The organism is Acinetobacter sp. CFCC 11171, from assembly GCF_003268405.1.
Taxonomy (GTDB): domain Bacteria; phylum Pseudomonadota; class Gammaproteobacteria; order Pseudomonadales; family Moraxellaceae; genus Acinetobacter; species Acinetobacter amyesii.
Genome location: NZ_LQXP01000022.1, coordinates 15,813 through 32,531, shown reverse-complemented (window position 1 = coordinate 32,531; position 16,719 = coordinate 15,813). Strand labels below are relative to the sequence as shown.

At 39.7% G+C, this 16,719-nt stretch carries 17 protein-coding genes; 4 read left to right on the top strand and 13 right to left on the bottom strand.

Annotated features, from left to right (window positions below):
* Positions 1–43 precede the first annotated feature (43 nt).
* A complete protein-coding gene (locus AVJ20_RS11380; protein ID WP_111885298.1) occupies positions 44–1,441 on the top strand; it encodes an APC family permease in 1,398 nt (465 codons plus the stop codon).
* A 64-nt stretch (positions 1,442–1,505) separates the two neighbouring features.
* On the opposite strand, the gene AVJ20_RS11375 is transcribed toward AVJ20_RS11380, so the two are convergent.
* The 3 genes from AVJ20_RS11375 to AVJ20_RS11365 all read right to left on the bottom strand — a co-directional run bounded on the left by AVJ20_RS11375 (position 1,506) and on the right by AVJ20_RS11365 (position 4,197).
* Positions 1,506–2,144 (bottom strand): hypothetical protein, encoded by a 639-nt coding sequence (locus AVJ20_RS11375; protein ID WP_078192196.1) that lies wholly within the window; start codon positions 2,142–2,144, stop codon positions 1,506–1,508.
* Positions 2,122–2,934 (bottom strand): DUF6502 family protein, encoded by an 813-nt coding sequence (locus AVJ20_RS11370; protein ID WP_111885314.1) that lies wholly within the window; start codon positions 2,932–2,934, stop codon positions 2,122–2,124. The genes AVJ20_RS11375 and AVJ20_RS11370 overlap by 23 nt, the downstream gene beginning before the upstream one ends.
* A 66-nt stretch (positions 2,935–3,000) precedes the next feature.
* Positions 3,001–4,197 carry a cupin-like domain-containing protein gene (locus AVJ20_RS11365; RefSeq protein ID WP_162689762.1) on the bottom strand — a complete coding sequence of 399 codons (1,197 nt, stop codon included), beginning with the start codon at positions 4,195–4,197 and terminating at the stop codon, positions 3,001–3,003.
* A 152-nt stretch (positions 4,198–4,349) separates the two neighbouring features.
* Here AVJ20_RS11365 and AVJ20_RS11360 point away from each other — a divergent pair, with 152 nt between their 5' ends.
* The gene (locus AVJ20_RS11360) at positions 4,350–4,745 is read left to right on the top strand and encodes a hypothetical protein (RefSeq protein WP_078192198.1); all 396 of its coding nucleotides are present in this window, start codon (positions 4,350–4,352) and stop codon (positions 4,743–4,745) included.
* A 70-nt stretch (positions 4,746–4,815) separates the two neighbouring features.
* Positions 4,816–6,381, top strand: coding sequence for a PT dipeptide repeat lipoprotein (locus tag AVJ20_RS11355; protein ID WP_162689761.1), 1,566 nt, complete (start codon positions 4,816–4,818; stop codon positions 6,379–6,381).
* A 92-nt stretch (positions 6,382–6,473) separates the two neighbouring features.
* Here the strand turns inward: AVJ20_RS11355 and AVJ20_RS11350 are convergent, their stop codons facing one another.
* The 10 genes from AVJ20_RS11350 to rplU form a co-directional block, all read right to left on the bottom strand.
* Positions 6,474–6,974 carry a hypothetical protein gene (locus AVJ20_RS11350; RefSeq protein WP_078192201.1) on the bottom strand — a complete coding sequence of 167 codons (501 nt, stop codon included), beginning with the start codon at positions 6,972–6,974 and terminating at the stop codon, positions 6,474–6,476.
* 168 nt (positions 6,975–7,142) lie between these two features.
* The gene (locus AVJ20_RS11345; protein WP_111885295.1) at positions 7,143–7,622 is read right to left on the bottom strand and encodes a tRNA (cytidine(34)-2'-O)-methyltransferase; all 480 of its coding nucleotides are present in this window, start codon (positions 7,620–7,622) and stop codon (positions 7,143–7,145) included.
* 38 nt (positions 7,623–7,660) lie between these two features.
* Positions 7,661–8,365, bottom strand: coding sequence for a hypothetical protein (locus AVJ20_RS11340; protein WP_111885294.1), 705 nt, complete (start codon positions 8,363–8,365; stop codon positions 7,661–7,663).
* Between the two features lie 3 nt (positions 8,366–8,368).
* Positions 8,369–9,763: a siroheme synthase CysG gene (gene cysG, locus AVJ20_RS11335; protein ID WP_111885293.1), complete on the bottom strand. Its 1,395-nt coding sequence runs from the start codon at positions 9,761–9,763 to the stop codon at positions 8,369–8,371.
* A 72-nt stretch (positions 9,764–9,835) separates the two neighbouring features.
* A complete protein-coding gene (gene serS, locus AVJ20_RS11330) occupies positions 9,836–11,107 on the bottom strand; it encodes a serine--tRNA ligase (RefSeq protein WP_078192204.1) in 1,272 nt (423 codons plus the stop codon).
* Between the two features lie 117 nt (positions 11,108–11,224).
* Entirely contained in the window at positions 11,225–12,016 is a 792-nt protein-coding gene (locus AVJ20_RS11325; RefSeq protein WP_111885292.1) for an RsiV family protein, read from the bottom strand.
* 161 nt (positions 12,017–12,177) lie between these two features.
* The gene (gene lolA, locus AVJ20_RS11320; RefSeq protein ID WP_111885313.1) at positions 12,178–12,873 is read right to left on the bottom strand and encodes an outer membrane lipoprotein chaperone LolA; all 696 of its coding nucleotides are present in this window, start codon (positions 12,871–12,873) and stop codon (positions 12,178–12,180) included.
* 232 nt (positions 12,874–13,105) lie between these two features.
* Positions 13,106–14,497, bottom strand: coding sequence for a YadA family autotransporter adhesin (locus AVJ20_RS18890; RefSeq protein WP_111885291.1), 1,392 nt, complete (start codon positions 14,495–14,497; stop codon positions 13,106–13,108).
* 179 nt (positions 14,498–14,676) lie between these two features.
* The gene (gene rpmA / locus AVJ20_RS11310) at positions 14,677–14,931 is read right to left on the bottom strand and encodes a 50S ribosomal protein L27 (RefSeq protein ID WP_067764378.1); all 255 of its coding nucleotides are present in this window, start codon (positions 14,929–14,931) and stop codon (positions 14,677–14,679) included.
* A 19-nt stretch (positions 14,932–14,950) separates the two neighbouring features.
* A complete protein-coding gene (gene rplU, locus AVJ20_RS11305) occupies positions 14,951–15,262 on the bottom strand; it encodes a 50S ribosomal protein L21 (RefSeq protein WP_078191390.1) in 312 nt (103 codons plus the stop codon).
* Positions 15,263–15,723: 461 nt separating this feature from the next.
* On the opposite strand from rplU, the gene sdsA reads away from it, so the two are divergent.
* Positions 15,724–16,701 carry an All-trans-nonaprenyl-diphosphate synthase gene (gene sdsA, locus AVJ20_RS11300; RefSeq protein ID WP_111885290.1) on the top strand — a complete coding sequence of 326 codons (978 nt, stop codon included), beginning with the start codon at positions 15,724–15,726 and terminating at the stop codon, positions 16,699–16,701.
* The last annotated feature ends 18 nt before the right edge of the window (positions 16,702–16,719 follow it).

Here is a 16,719-nt window from a genome sequence, read left to right as displayed (position 1 = left end):
AGAATATGACTGATCCTTGATCAACGATAAGAGGATAACGCCGTTGACAAATATCTCTGGGACTCAATCGGCAGCTAAACTGCAAAAAACGCTTGGACTCTGGCACATTATTATTATTGGTTTGGCTTACATCCAACCAATGACTCTATTTGATACTTTTGGTTTAGTATCTGAAGAAAGTCATAGACACGTGCCGACTTCTTACATTATTGCCCTTATTGCAATTCTGTTTACCTCGATTAGTTATGGTCATATGATCCGTCGCTACCCTTCTTCGGGTTCTGCGTATACCTATGCCCAAAAATCTATTCACCCGAACGTAGGTTTCATGGTGGGTTGGTCTTCTTGGTTAGACTACCTATTATCTCCAATGGTGAATATTATTCTTGCAGTGATTTACCTTGAAGCACTATTTCCAACAGTAAACCACTGGGTATGGGTCATTGTGCTAACGGCATTCATGACTGGAATTAACTTACGCGGCGCGCGTTTTGTTGCTAACTTCAACAGCCTGATTGTACTTGTGCAGTTATTAGTAATTGGTATTTTCACGTGGATGGTCTACAGCAAGCTTCAAATGGGCTTCAATGCTGATGGCCCGATTTCTGCGGCAGAACGCTATCAATTATGGAGCCTTGAGCCATTTTGGAATGAGCTGACGTCTGTGGGTGCGCTGATTACAGGTGCAACATTACTGTGCTTCTCGTTCACTGGTTTTGACTCATTAAGTTCATTGGCAGAAGAAACCAAAGATACTGAGAAAACACTGCCGAAAGCGATTTTCTTAACTGCTTTAATCGCAGGGATTATCTTCATTATTAGTACCTACTTCATGCAGCTGTTCTTCCCTGCTGAGCCGGGTAACTATTTCAAGAATATTGCTGAAACACAGCCAGAGATACTCTTGCTCGTCGGCGGCTCACTGTTCCAATCCTATGTGTTAACTTTTGCGATTGTGACAGTAATGGCATCAGGTATTTCTGCACATGCTGGCGTATCACGTCTGATGTATGTAATGGGTCGTGATGGCGTCATTAACAAAAAGATTTTTGGTCATATTAGTCCGAAAAACTTCACACCATCGTACAACATCATGATCGTAGGTGCGGTTGCATTAACTGCGGGCTTTATGAATCTTGATATTGTCATTTCGATGATTAGTTTTGGTGCATTGACAGCCTTTACTTTCGTGAACTTATCTGTGATTTCACGCTATGCACTTCGTGATGGCCGCACAAAAACAGCCAAAGATATTTTTAGCTTCGTGGTTATTCCAATGCTTGGCTTTATCAGTATCTTTGCGATGTGGTTAGAAATTGAAGAAACTGCATTGAAATATGGTTTGTGGTGGGCAATGTTCGGTATTTTATACCTTGGTTATAAAACTAAAGGTTTTAAACACCCTGCACCGCAACATAACGAATTTGATGATAAATTCTAATCAAGTTTATCTCTAAACAAAAAAGGCGCTTAAAGCGCCTTTTTTGTTATTCTAAATATACCAATTAAGGTTGTATTGCTTTTCTAGATTGCTGAAATTGAATTGAAATTTCTTCACACTTGTCTGGTGTATTGCCTTTTAATTCAACCGATGCTCCATCACCGTGTGACCATATACCATCTTCAACAGTCTCTAAATTTACAGCTGCTTCAAATATATGCTGTTGTTGTGGATAGAGTTTGATATCTATAGGTGTATCACATACTTGTTTTGGAAAATATGGTCTAACCTGCTCGAATAATTGCATGGTTAATGGCATATCACATTGCAAATGAATGGTGACTGGTACGCTATTGGTATTTTTTAAGATCAATTGAACATTTTGCGAATTAAGATCCGCTTGGGCAGCAGGTATTTCTACATACGTTTTTGTGTCAATCGACTGACGATCAAATGGATTGAGGAAGGCTAATTTACGTTCCACGCCATAACAAGAATCCTGCACGGAAGCTGAAAACTCTAAATATCGTGTCCCCAAGATAATTGTTCCGCGGCCATCCCCTGCATGACCGATATCAATGATTGGATCACCTGTACCTTCAATTGTAACCCCACCACTTCGAAAAAACTCTATGTCACAACCCGCTAAAACGCTGATCAAGCCACAAAGGGTTAAAGTCTTAAAGTTTAATTTTCGTATCATGTTGATAAACTCCAAAGCGAAATACACGATTTGCTTCAGGATTTCCCTCATCCATTTCGCAACGCTCCGCGGCAAGTTTTAAAAGTTGTAGTGAGTATTTTTGCCAAAGCTCTAAACTCATTTCATGTAATTTATTAATCGAGTCTTCTGTTAATTCGTCAGCACAAATGGCTTGTTCTAAGTATGGCATTTCATCAGGATTCAATAAATTATGCAAACCTGCTTCTAAATGCGCTTGAACGTTTCGCGTTAAAATTTTGCGTGCTTCTAATTGTGAAGGATCTGGAATAAAACGACGCTGTTGTAAATACACCTGCCCATCTTTTTCAGTGGCAATTTCCAAACGAACAAGTTCATTGAGTACCGAACGCGGATGACGTTCTGTTGAAATTCTTTTTACCAGCATTTCAAAGCTATTTTCTGAATCACTGCTAAATGGTAAAGAATCCCCCCAGCCTTCTGCAAGCCACAAACCCATCACACGTGATGGCACACTAATCGGCTCCGAAACAGTCGCTTCGGTCAAATCCTTACCTTCAGAAATCACTTCTTTATAAGCAGTCACGTCTTTACGGTGTAAGCCAGAAAGTAAACTAATCGCGGAAATCGTGGGTTTTTGATCGATACGCTCTAACTCACGTACAGCTTGTTGAAAAAATATAGGCTTCAATGCAGCAGTAAACTCAGTATATCCAACACCTGATCGTATCAACCATTGGCTCAACTCATTCATCAGCACCAATACTTGCTGTAAATTTTGATCTGCCTCATTGGTGAGAAGTTTGCTCATTGAATTGCCATGAAAATTAGACTGCATAAGTGAAATTTTCGCATTATTTAATCTACTTCACAATTTTTATCTGATGAGATCTTGAGGATATTCAGTAAAAAAATGATTATTTACATTAAAATGCGTAAATGACACGCTGATCGATATATCCAAACTTTCAACGCTATGCCACCAGCCAATTGGGATAAATAAGGTTTCTCCTGGATTCAATGTACATTCAATAGGTCTGACCTTTTTCAACGATGGATATTGAGAAAAATTAGCCTTTTTTAAATCTGTAACTTCACTAAATACCCACTGATCGTTATACATATACGGCATTTGCCATGCAGGAATCAAAGTCACTTTCTTACGTCCATAGATTTGTGCCAACATATTATTGGTTAAGTCATAATGCAGTGGTGTAAATGTGCCTGCAGGGCCAAACCATAAAAAATGTCGATTTTTGATCTCTTTTTGACAATAACCATTGGCGAAGTCACCTAAATCTTCACTAATCTTTTGCATAAATTGCTTATTTTGAGCGGCGTTATTCGCAGTTAAATAAATGTCATTGCTGTGCTTAGTGGCTTTAATTTGTGCGACAAAATCTTGCATCAAAATAATACGTTTCAATTGTACCGATTTTTTTTCAAAATCTTGATGCTGCTCACGATGCATCTGGACTTCAACCAACTCATTTTCAAAGTGCTCTGCAAAATAATCAGGACTCCATTTATGCAATGCAGGCCAATGTTGTATCCCACCTTTTAAAATGACCGGTCGCATCTGGCTATAATACCGCTCTATAAATGTTTCAAAATCAGGTGTTTCTATGCAATCGATTGTGGATGAAATGTGGTCGTTCAATTGATTCAATTGACCCATCACCTGTAATAGCCAACGCTGTTTATTCTGCTGTTGCTGTACTTGCTTCAGTTTTTTAAAAATTACGTTATTGTTTACACGCTTTAGAAACTGAATGATCAAATGATTTGAAATATTTTTTTGCTTAATTTTTTCTAAAATTTCATCTGTCTCTAAGCCCTCAAGACTGTATTCCAAAAGTTCATTTTGCAGCTGTTCTGAAAGTTGGTCTGCATCAGAAAATAAGTATTGATCCGCCCTTGGGCTTAATCCATGTGATTGTAAAATTAGAGTTATTTTCTGTACATCGCAACCATTTTCAATATTTTCATTCAACCAATTTTGCCATTCCGTCGGTAAGGACTGATACCAATTTTTACTTTGCTTTAGATGTTCACTCTGGCTTTCTACATTCATCTTCACCACTCCACCCTCTTTACAAGTGAAGTATAAATGATCTATTTTAAAAATGCTAAATTTTCGCATTTTATAATTATTTAAACACCGCGAATGTTATGAATCCGACAAAACTCATGCGGAATGACATAACAAAGTAAAGGAGAAAGTTCATGAAAATTCGTCATTTAGTCATTGTTAGCAGTCTGTCTTTAGCTTCAATACCAGTATATGCAGGTTTTGCCGATACCATGCGTGATTTAAGAAATACGCTGAATCAATTTAATGAAACATCCAAAGAAGTATCGAATACCGCAAAAGAATGGACAGGTAGTCGGGCCACGACTAACTCAAATTATGCTGCAAATGGTTTCAGCATGGGACAGCAACTCAGACCTAAAATTAATAATCTACCGCTTTACCAAACTGCCGATAAATCGAGCCAAGTCATTAATAAACTGTCAAAAAATGCAGACATTATTTTTGCGGGAAACATGACTAAAACAGGTTTGATAGAAGTCACTACAGAACATGGCAATGGCTGGATTGAATCACACCTTGTTCAATAAATCTTGATTTTAAATGTTTATACAACCGCATCAGCCGTACATAACAACTTTACTCTATTGAGCACTAGTCATGAATAATAATCACAAAATCAGCATTATCGCTGCTGTATTTACGACATTGGTGGGCTGTGGTGGATCAAGCTCCAATGATGATGGCGCGACACCTACACCTACACCTACACCTACACCTACGCCAACGCCAACGCCAACGCCAACGCCAACGCCAACGCCAACGCCAACAACTGTAGCGGATAAATTCACAGGAGAATGGATTCAAGGGAATTCTGCCCTCGGTAACAATAATTGCGATTTACCACAAATTTCAATTCATAAAACCAGTGAAAACTCAGTCAGTGCAGTGAACGAAGAACTAAAATATGCGGTACACAATAGTTCAAGTAAAACTTGCAGCGGTGAATTTGTTTCCAAACGCTATCAATTACTTCATGACATGGTTATAAGTGAAATACAGCCGGCTGCAACACTAAATAACTTTGAATATCATTCGATTAAGTTTCAACCAGTCAGAGGTGGCGCGACGAGCAACCGTGTCTTAACTTTTTTAAATAATAATTCTTTCTGTGTAATTAACGCGACGATTTCAAATCCAAGCTATATCATCATGCAACGCGGACTAATTACTGACCCACTCAAGGACAGCCGCTGCTATACAAAAAATTCCAATGAATTCTTCACCAATTTAAAACCGAAAACCAAAATCACAGCTGCGGACTTTAAGTCTGAGAATTTTATTAATACCACCGACACAGTAAACTTCTTAACTCAGCTCAATACAATGGGACAAAGTGGTTATAAGTTAATTGGCTATGATTCTAAAACTTTGGACAATGGTAATGTTAATAGCTACATGAAACTTGCCAATGAAAATACGCGTTTCAATCATATTGTGGCAGACCGTACAGCACCCTCTATCGCTGACATATATTTTACATGGCGTAATCAGTTAAATGAAAAAGGTAAATCAGGCTATCAATACCTGCATAGCGTCAGACCAACCAATGCCCTGAATTTCAAAGATTATTTCATTAAAAAAGAAAACGATACCGCGACATATACTTACGACAGCGGCTATGTTTCCCCGCTCGTAGACCCGGTGCAACTGGAAACTATGCTCAATACACTGGGTGCCCAAGGCTGCCGTATTATTCAATTCAAAAGCTATTTCACAGGTTTTCGTCCTGAAATTCTGAACGGCAATCAAAACACTCCTAAAGTTGCAACCTGTATAAATAGCAGCGCACACCATGGCACTTACAACTATCGCTATAAAACTTACCCAACCGGCAGCAATAGTGTAGAGCGCAGCTTAAAATTACAGGAGTTGATTGATGAGCAAGCAAAAGACGGTTACCGCTTAGTCAGCCGTGCTTTAGATATGAGTTCAACCACCAAAAACGGCATGCTGTTTATGAAAGACAGCGAAAACACTAATGTCGGTGAGTTTAAAGTCTTTAGTGAAACTGTCTTTGCAACGTCGACATTTAACGACGTCTTACTGAAACGTCTTCAGCAGCAAGGTCAATTGGGTTGGTTATACACCAGTGGTCAACTGCTGTTTGCAAATAATCCAAAACATCTACAAACAGAACTGAGTGACTTTAATTTAATTGATTAATTCATGAGGTATCTCGAGCTTTTCCATGTCCTTTATTTTTTACATCAAGGACATGGATCATTCACATAAATCAAAGCAGTGATAAAAATCACTTATTTTAAGCGGCAATTAAAACCCATCTTGGTATCAACGATATTATTTTCATAACCTAAGCTTTGAATAAATTGATTGCGGTCTGATATTTGTTTTTGATCCGCTTGACTCAATCTTGCTTTATTTTTTTGTGCCAACGCATAGGTTTCATTCACTAAACCCTGATAGATCCCGCAAACTTCCTGACGCTTGGACTTTTTCAATTGACGACCACCATACCATGAACGTTCAAAATCGTCGGCTTTTAGTGTTTTTCCCCATTCCTCAATACGCTGATTTTGTCTTTGCTGCATTTCCAGCATGCCCTGCTGGATTTCAGCCTTAGTAAAAGGCTTGATCACCTCAACCTTCGGTACAACTGGAACATTTTCTGTAGTTGCAGTGACGGTCACTGGTGTCTGTTCTGTTGTGTTCGATACGGTTGGATTAGCCCAACTCATTGATGAAATGAATCCGGTCGCAATCACGACACCAAAAGCTTTTAAATTTATAGATTTCAAGTTTTAAGTACCCGTTTTATTTCTTCACAGTGTTCTTATACACATTTTTATATTGATGCTGAAGTTTTTAAGCCCGTATTTTACAAAACTTCATTGCTGTAAACGGTTCACTGTGTTCACTCCCAATAAAAAACCGCTCGATAGAGCGGCTTTTTGAACAGATCACACTTAGACCAATTCTTTAAAGTCTTGCTGACGCCAAGCTTCATATAAAATCACAGCAGTAGCATTAGACAAGTTTAAACTACGCGAATTTGGTGCCATCGGCAGGCGAATCCAATGTTCTTTTGGGAACATCATACGGACATCTTCCGGCAAACCACGTGTTTCTGGCCCCATCAACAGTGCCACAGGACGATTTAAATTAGAGGTATGCGGTGTTTCAAAACCTTTGGTGGTTAATGGATAAATGGCATCCATCTCAATACCTTGCGCTTTTAAGCCCGCAAGGCATTCTTCAAAGTTTTCCCATACTTTCATGTGTGCCCATTCATGATAATCCAAACCGGCGCGGCGGAGTTTTTTATCATCCAGCTCAAAACCTAATGGTTTGACCAAATGCAACTGCGCTCCAGTATTGGCACATAAACGAATGATATTCCCTGTATTTGCAGGAATTTCTGGCTCGTATAAAACAACATGTATCACGTATATTCTCTATATTAAATTATTTGATAAATACATATTTACCAAGATTTGACCAACTTCACTTTTGCAATCCCCCATGGGACTGCTTCAAGTCCTGACGATTCATCATTTAGAAAATCTTCAATTTCAGACTGCCTTGAAGAATCATCAAATAAATTATTGTAGTTAAGGTCTAAATTGAATTTCTCACAAAGCCTATCTGCAAGATGGTGACAATGAAAACTGTGAAAATCTCCACAAGGTTCTATGCCAATATAGTCATAGCCTAAAAGTAATTCATTAGTATCTTCAGGTTCAACAATTACCTTCTTCAAACATGAATAAAGGCCGACCTCTCCTATATTAGGAAAAGCAGGTTTATAAATTTCAAGAATATCCTGTCTATATTCTTCATCAATATACATTGATAATAAGTGAACGTTTTGACAATGCTCAAAGAATTTATGCTTATATTCTAAAGCAGTTTCAATATCGTAAAAGAGGCTGATCCAACCAACCTGATCTTGCAAACTATGTTGATCAGCCCACTTCCGCAAGTTACTCAATTGCAAATTAGACAAATTAAACTTGCTTTGTACATCTTCTATTTTAAAATGAGCATTTTTAACGCATGAATAAGACCAATCGCTAATCAAATGATCATTAATGCAAGAACTGCAAGTACGAATAAATTGATTAGCCCTGTTCAATAATGCATGTTGTTTAAGCCGCAACAAATAATAGCCAGCAAAATAATAGGCCATCCATCAATCCAGCCATTGAAGTTGTTCACGCAGACTCACCACATCACCAATAATCGTCAATGTAGGCGCCTGAATTTGGTATTCACTGACTTTAGATGCAATATCTGCCAATGTACCGACCACGACTTTTTGCTCTGGGGTTGTGCCTTTCGATACCAATGCAACTGGCATATCCGGACGCTGCCCATGCGCGATGAGTTTCTCACAAATTTTTTCTAGACCGACCAAGCCCATATACAGCACGAGCGTTTGATTTTGATAAACCAACTCATTCCAAGGTAGCTCCGGTGAACCTTCTTTGAGATGTCCTGTCAAGAAGCGTACACTTTGCGCATAATCACGATGCGTTAAAGGAATCCCTGCATAAGCCGAACATCCAGAGGCAGCAGTAATTCCCGGAACGACTTGGAAGGCAACGCCTGCCGCAAACAGCTCCTGAATTTCTTCACCGCCGCGGCCAAAGATGAAGGGATCTCCACCTTTTAAGCGGCAGACGCGTTTTCCTTCACTGGCATATTTCACCAGTAAGGCATTAATGCCTTCTTGCGGAACAGCATGATTGGATCTTGCTTTACCTACATAGATTTTTTCAGCATCACGGCGGCAGAGGTCCATAATCGGCTGAGAAACCAAACGGTCATAGATCACCACATCCGCTTGCTGCATTAAACGCAGAGCTTTTAAGGTCAACAGTTCAGGATCACCCGGCCCTGCCCCAACCAAATACACCTCACCTTTCGGCTGTTTCCATTCCAATAAGGCCTGCTCAATCAAACGATTGGCTTCAGTCAAATTGTCATTAAATACCTGCTCTTTGAGCGGACTTGCATACAAATCTTCCCAAAAAATACGGCGTTCATCTGGATTGACGATTTTGGCTTTAACGGCTGCGCGCCATTGACCTGAGAACTCAGCCAGTTTGCCTATGCCATGTGGAATTGAGCTTTCTAACTGGGTACGTATTTGACGTGAAAGCACTGGCGATGTGCCGTTGGATGCAACGGAGATGACCAGCGGAGAACGGTCAATAATTGCAGGAACCATAAAACGGCAATGCGGCGGATCATCGACACTATTGACCAAGACATTTTCAGCTTCGCAGGCTTCAAATACCGCCTGATTGACTGCTTTGTCATTGGTTGCTGCAATCACTAAACGAAACTGACGCAGCGCAATGGCATTTTCTTGATAAACCGATTCGTGATAAATCGAGTTGAGATATTGACCTTGGGTTTTATTAACCAAGGTCAATAAATCATCTTCAATTTCGGGTGAGCAAACTGTCAGCTGAGCGCCCGCTTTTGCAAGCAGCACAGCCTTTCTATATGCAATTCGACCACCACCAACAATCAGACAAGGTTGCTGCTGCAACTTCAAAGAGATTGGAAAAATATCCACACACGACCTCAATAGTTTAAATCTGATTGTCTTAAGCAATTTTTGTGCACAATGTATGCACTTTATCGACTATTAATCGATAAATTCAGCACCGCCCATATATGGACGAAGTACTGCTGGAATTTCAATTGAACCGTCTGCACGTTGATAGTTTTCCATCACGGCAAGTAAAGTACGGCCAACTGCCAAACCTGAACCATTTAGCGTGTGTACAAACTCAGTTTTCTTTTGGTCAGTACGGTAACGTGCTTTCATGCGACGTGCTTGGAAGTCACCCATGCATGAGCAAGATGAAATTTCACGGTAGGTATTTTGACTTGGCACCCAAACTTCTAAATCATAAGTTTTGATTGCACCAAAGCCCATGTCTCCGCCACACAGAACGACTTTACGGTATGGTAAGCCTAATGCTTGAAGAATACCTTCGGCATGACCCGTTAATTCTTCCAAAGCATCCATCGAAGTTTCAGGTTTTACAATCTGAACCATTTCTACTTTGTCAAATTGGTGTTGACGGATCAAACCGCGTGTATCACGGCCATACGAACCCGCTTCACTACGGAAACATGGCGTATGCGCTGCATATTTTAATGGCAAACGTTCTGGATCAATGATTTCATCACGCACGAAGTTGGTTACAGGCACTTCTGCAGTCGGGATCAGGTAGTATTCTTTTTCGCCTTGAAGTTTGAATAAATCCTCTTCAAATTTAGGCAATTGGCCTGTACCACGTAAAGAATCTGCATTAACTAAATAAGGTACATACGCTTCTGTATAGCCATTTTCCAAGGTATGTGTATTTAACATAAATTGGGTAATTGCACGCTGTAAACGCGCCAATGGGCCTTTGAGTACGCTAAAACGAGTACCAGTCAATTTAGTTGCGGTTTCAAATTCTAAACCGCCCATCATTTCACCCAAGTCAGTATGGTCTTTGATCTCAAAATCAAACTGACGTGGTGTACCCCATTTTAAAACTTCAACATTGTCGTTTTCGTCTTTACCTTCTGGCACAGACTCATGAGGTAAATTTGGAATCGATAAAGATTTGGCTTCAAGTTCAGCCTGAAGCTCAGAAAGTGCAACTTCTGCGGCTTTAATTTCATCACCAATAGCAGACATACGTGCCATGATTTCAGATGCATCACCGCCAGCTTTTTTAATTTGACCAACTTGTTTTGCACCAGCATTACGTTCAGCTTGTAACGACTCAGTTTTAGACTGAATTTCCTTACGGCGAGCTTCAAGGTCTGCCCACTCTGCTACGTTAAGTTGAACACCACGTTTTGCTAAGGCTAAGTTTACAGCCTCAATATTATTTCTGAGTAATTTCGGGTCGATCATAGCCAATCTTAAGTAAAGAAAAAAACTGGCTATAGTGTAAGCTCTTAACACTCAAAAATACAGTGACCGAGCTTACAGCTGCCCCTTATTAAACCAATAATCTTGCTTCAAATTGTCTTATTTGGTGTCGTAATTTGGCAAACTTGGTAAATATTCAGGTTTAAATAGTCCTTTAGCCGTAAAATATGGAAGTTTTAGCTCAGGCATGCCCTCTGCATAACTCGCCAATTCATACAGTGGATAAGCAAATACAATCCCGTTCGCACCATAATAAAAATTATCGCTTAACTGAAGTTTTGAACGTTCAATATCATGACTATCTAACCACATATAGTTGGCATCAAAAAGTGCGCTAATCACTTTCGTATCTGCACCTTTGACCAATACATCTTGTAAAGCCAAACGTTTTTTGGCTTTTAAATCAAAATTGACATATTCAACATGGGACATACCATGAGCCGCATGCGCTGCGTAGGTATAGCTTTCGATTGCAAAAGTTGCGATATGTCCCCACTGACTAATATATCGAACAGAAGTTGTACTTTGACTTAAGCCTGCATCCGTCTTGTCTGATAAATCGATTTTTTGATTCGGCTCAGTTGAAAATGCAATCGGGTCTGCTTTTTTAATCCGATCAATAAAATATTGATTAATCCAATCAACATTGGTTTCAACCGTTTGAATCCTATATTGGGTACAACCTTCCGCATCGCAAGCTTGAGCTTTTGGTAATTGCATCTCGACAGATTTAGATTGAATAAGTGGAATCGCATCAGCGACGACCGCTGGCTTCTGTTCCGTTGTTTCACCTTCAACAGGTTCATTTCGAGGATGGCAGGCCGTTAATGACCCGATTAAAACCACAGCTGAAACAGCCCAAGCTATATTATTCATATGATTTTTTTTCATCCCAAAATTCCCTATAGCAACAGTCAAAACCACAAGTCACTTCATTTAAGCAAACTGTGAATATCAGCATACTACTAAATTTCTCTTATATTCAGCTTGCTGGCTTTACATTTCTCCATAAAAAAAGCAGACCGATGTCTGCTTTTTTTCGATTATGAGAATTATTGATCAATAATGTCCGTACCTTTTGGAGGTACAAAATTAAAGGTTGACGCTGGAATAGACGCATTCACCTTCACATTATTGAAACGTACATGGGTTGTTTGACCTAATGAGTCTTGGAGAATCATTAAAGTCGGCGCATTTTTCGCACCAAAACTAATGGTTAAGCTTTGAAACACACCATCATCACTTTTTGGATATAAAGTGTAATAAGTTTTCGTCTTATTCGGCTGTGTAATACGATAAGACTTCATAATTTGAGCCGTATTACCCGACAATAATAATGCAGGCGTATTCGCAACTTGGTCATCTAAGCTTTGGCGTACCGCTTGTTGTAGGTCTGGATCATAGATCCAAACTGTTTTACCTGTAGTCGCAATGGTTTGCTTAGATGGGCTGGTTGTTTCCCAATAGAATTTACCCGGGCGCTGAACTTTCATGACCCCAGTAAAAGTCTGGTTCATATGCTGCGCACTTAAACCTTTCTTTTGAGTTGCTTTGGGGTTAGTCACTTTTGTAGTTTGCTGAAAGTTAGCTGTAAAACTTTTAATACCCGATAATTGTTTCACCAAATTTGCAGTTGCCTGCTGCTCCGACGCTGCAACTGGTGCCGCGAATACTGTCGTACTCATAACCGGTGCCAGTGTCGCTGCACCTAATGCCATAGCACAGATGGTTTTACGAAGCATTTTCATAGATTCACCTTTTATATTTGCATCAACGCAATTTGTTAGATGGCTCCATCTTAAACCACTTTCATTGACTAAATTTAGAGAAAAAAAGAAGTTTTGTATGGTTATTAATGCAAATTGCTGTTTTTTATTCATCATGATGGAGAAATATAAAATAAAAAGGCACTTGATTTGATTCAAATGCCTTTCAAATAGTTAAACAACGATTTAGCAATTTTAATAATCCAATATTGAGTTATTTCCATTGCCAACCGATCGATGCACCAGCGCCAAAGTCACCTTCAGAGTTCCCTATTGCAGCCAATTTATACACATATTTATTGCTCTCAGTTACTCCACTAAAACCTACTGCATAGCCTTGTGAACCTTCCCAAGTCCCCATACCTACACTGAACATATTATATCCAGCATCTGTGGGTTGAGGTAAGGAGGCGATTGCAATACTTGAAGCAACAGCACCGTAAACATTATCTTTAAATTTTTTGAAATTATGATTCAATTCATTCACACGTTGATTGGTATAACTATTGGCTTGATTGAGTACATTTGCCCCATGCTGATCTGTATATGCTTTTGAACTATTTAACACTTCTAGATCTGCTTGACGCATTTGTTTCACGTTTACCGCATCGGTATCTGCCGTACCAGCTGCCACATAGATAATTTGCCGCTCTGCACCAGCCGAGCCAACGGAAACCGTATTATTGCGGTCAGAGCTTGAACCATTGCCAAGTACAACAGCATTATTTGCAGAGGTGTTGATATTGTTACCAACCACATAGGTATTCTTACCTGTGACTGTATTATTTGAACCTACTGCACCAGATCCATCACCACTGACTGTATTGTTTACACCGAGGGCAATAGACTGATTACCATCAGCTTTATTACCTGCACCGACTGCAATCGCATCTTGTCCATTCGCAGTTGGTTTAGATGCTGTATTGGCAACGTTTGATTGTATTTTAATGTACGGATCTGTTCCTTTTAAGCTTAACAACCATTCAACTTCAGTACCGACAAATCCATTTTTTATCGCAAGTTCATACGCACTGAAACCATTTTCACCGGTTAGCCCTTGGGCGCCAACTGCACCACGTAGACTTTCTAGCCATTGGTCTTCATTACCTTCATAACCATTGTTCACCGCAACTTGATAAGCACTTGCACCATCTAAACCATTGCTACCATTCAGACCGTTCAACCCATCCTTACCATCGATGCCGTCTCGGCCATTGAGTCCATCTTTACCAGTAGCACCTATAGCGCCTGTTGCTCCAGTATCGCCTTTGTCACCTTTAGCTCCGGTTGCACCTGTTGCTCCGGTATCACCTTTTTCACCAGCAGGACCTTGAGGACCCATTGGCCCTGCTGGACCAGGAATACCACTATTGCAACGATTACAAGTATGCCCTGGATGTGATGAACCACTCCCACCGGCCCATGCAATTGAACCTAGAGAAATTAAAATACTCACAGCAAGTAATTTTGGTACAGCTTTAATAGCGATTGAAGTTATTTCACCAAGTCCTAGCGTCTTTTCAAATGCAATTTGTTGGCTTTTATCAGGACAATTCCTTTTCTGATAGTCAGCATTGATAAAAACTGTATTCAATATTTTATTCATGTCCTTATCCTTTTTTGTATTTGTACTCCTCTATTACGCTCTTTATATTTTGTGATTTAAATCACTATTTATGGTGATTTATTGCTTCATACATCGTTTGTAACAATCAAGAAAAATACCTCACATTTTCTTCAGACGAAAAAAAACCCGCAAAAATGCGGGTTTTTTTCTATTCAAGCTTACGCTTCAACAGATACGTAGCGACGACCGAATTGGCCTTTCACTTCGAATTTTACAACGCCGTCAGCAGTTGCAAATAAAGTATGGTCACGGCCCATACCTACATTTACACCAGCGTGGAATTCAGTACCACGTTGACGAACGATGATGTTACCAGCAGTCACAGATTGACCGCCGTAGATTTTAACACCCAACATTTTTGGGTTCGAGTCACGACCGTTTTTAGTCGAACCACCGGCTTTTTTAGTTGCCATGTCTACTTACTCCTCGTAATTAGCCTGAAATAGCTGTAATTTTCAACTCAGTGAACCATTGACGGTGACCTTGTTGTTTACGATAGTGTTTACGACGACGCATTTTGATGATGCGGATTTTGTCGTGACGACCATGGCTAACTACTTCAGCAGTTACTTTAGCGCCAGCTACTACTGGTGCACCAATTTGAATGCTGTCACCGTTAACAAGCATCAACACGTCATCAAAAGTAACAGTTGAGCCAGTTTCAGCTTTCAATAATTCTACTTTAAGGGTTTCACCCTCAACTACACGGTGTTGTTTACCACCGCTTTGGATTACTGCGTACATTTAAGTACTCCAAACATGCCCGTGTTGTCGTGCCGGTAAAGGGATATACCGATCTTAAAACGATCGTCACTGGGGGTTTCGCAAAGGCAAAGATTTTAAGGGATAACCCGAAAAACAACAAGTCATTTCCGTAAAATATTAGATGAGTATGCGTTTATTATATAAACAGTGTCATTAAAAGTATTAAAATGAGTGATCTATTTCACTTACCATGTTTTTTTGCAAGGTTTGACATAGATTTTTAGCAACGATTCGCTAATATACTCTGGACTGACATCAACAACATGCTGTTCAAACAACATGCTAAAGATAAAAGTCTGTTAAAAAATAAGTACAATACTTCCGCTTGATGAAAAAAATCACTTAAGATTAAGTCAATTGAGTAAGTTCTTATCTGTTATTCATATAACAAATTGCTAAACTACGTCTGTAATTCAAAAATTATTGAGGTTTCTCTTCATATGACCATCGACTTTAAGCAAGATATTCTCGCGCCTGTTGCTACTGACTTTGCTGCGATGGACAAATTTATTAATGAAGGGATCACGTCTAAAGTTGCCTTGGTCATGGCAGTCAGTAAACATGTAGTTGAAGCAGGCGGTAAACGCATGCGTCCTATTATGTGCTTACTTGCAGCAAAGGCATGTGGCGCAGAAGATTTAGAAAAACACCGTAAACTTGCAGCAATTATTGAAATGCTACATACCGCAACCTTGGTTCATGACGACGTAGTCGATGAATCGGGATTACGCCGTGGTCGCCCAACCGCAAATGCGACATGGAATAATCAAACTGCCGTACTTGTGGGTGATTTTTTGATTTCTCGCGCTTTTGATTTATTGGTGGATCTAGACAGCAAAGTATTACTCAAAGACTTTTCAACGGGTACCTGTGAAATTGCTGAAGGTGAAGTTTTACAACTTCAATCACAGCATCAACCAGAAACCACGGAACAGACCTACTTAGATATTATTCACGGCAAAACATCACGTTTATTTGAGCTCGCTACCGAAGGTGCAGCGATTTTGACAGGTACACCAGAGTACCGTGAACCGCTTAGAAAATTTGCCGGACACTTTGGAAATGCCTTTCAAATTATTGACGATATTTTAGATTACACCTCAGATGCTGAAACATTAGGTAAAAATATTGGTGATGATTTGATGGAAGGTAAACCAACTTTACCTTTAATCTCTGCCTTAAAGAATACCACTGGCGAAGAACATGACATTATTCGCCGCAGTATTGCCACAGGTGGTACGGCAGATTTAGAGCGTGTTATTCAGATTGTACAAAGCTCTGGGGCACTTGATTATTGTAGCAAACGAGCGACTGAAGAAACTGAGGCAGCACTTGCCGCTTTAGCAGCACTACCAGATACTGAATATCGTCAAGCTTTAATCAACCTCGCAAACTTGGCATTACACCGAATTCAATAATTAACAATATTCATCGTA

What these genes read in the sequence shown, in the direction of transcription:
- AVJ20_RS11375 (WP_078192196.1), bottom strand. Translation starts at nt 2,144, where the DNA reads ATGATACGAAAATTAAACTTTAAGACTTTAACCCTTTGTGGCTTGATC.
- AVJ20_RS11370 (WP_111885314.1), bottom strand. Translation starts at nt 2,934, where the DNA reads ATGAGCAAACTTCTCACCAATGAGGCAGATCAAAATTTACAGCAAGTA.
- AVJ20_RS11365 (WP_162689762.1), bottom strand. Translation starts at nt 4,197, where the DNA reads ATGAATGTAGAAAGCCAGAGTGAACATCTAAAGCAAAGTAAAAATTGG.
- AVJ20_RS11360 (WP_078192198.1), top strand. Translation starts at nt 4,350, where the DNA reads ATGAAAATTCGTCATTTAGTCATTGTTAGCAGTCTGTCTTTAGCTTCA.
- AVJ20_RS11355 (WP_162689761.1), top strand. Translation starts at nt 4,816, where the DNA reads ATGAATAATAATCACAAAATCAGCATTATCGCTGCTGTATTTACGACA.
- AVJ20_RS11340 (WP_111885294.1), bottom strand. Translation starts at nt 8,365, where the DNA reads ATGGCCTATTATTTTGCTGGCTATTATTTGTTGCGGCTTAAACAACAT.
- serS (WP_078192204.1), bottom strand. Translation starts at nt 11,107, where the DNA reads ATGATCGACCCGAAATTACTCAGAAATAATATTGAGGCTGTAAACTTA.
- AVJ20_RS11325 (WP_111885292.1), bottom strand. Translation starts at nt 12,016, where the DNA reads ATGAAAAAAAATCATATGAATAATATAGCTTGGGCTGTTTCAGCTGTG.
- lolA (WP_111885313.1), bottom strand. Translation starts at nt 12,873, where the DNA reads ATGAAAATGCTTCGTAAAACCATCTGTGCTATGGCATTAGGTGCAGCG.
- AVJ20_RS18890 (WP_111885291.1), bottom strand. Translation starts at nt 14,497, where the DNA reads ATGAATAAAATATTGAATACAGTTTTTATCAATGCTGACTATCAGAAA.
- rpmA (WP_067764378.1), bottom strand. Translation starts at nt 14,931, where the DNA reads ATGGCAACTAAAAAAGCCGGTGGTTCGACTAAAAACGGTCGTGACTCG.
- rplU (WP_078191390.1), bottom strand. Translation starts at nt 15,262, where the DNA reads ATGTACGCAGTAATCCAAAGCGGTGGTAAACAACACCGTGTAGTTGAG.
- sdsA (WP_111885290.1), top strand. Translation starts at nt 15,724, where the DNA reads ATGACCATCGACTTTAAGCAAGATATTCTCGCGCCTGTTGCTACTGAC.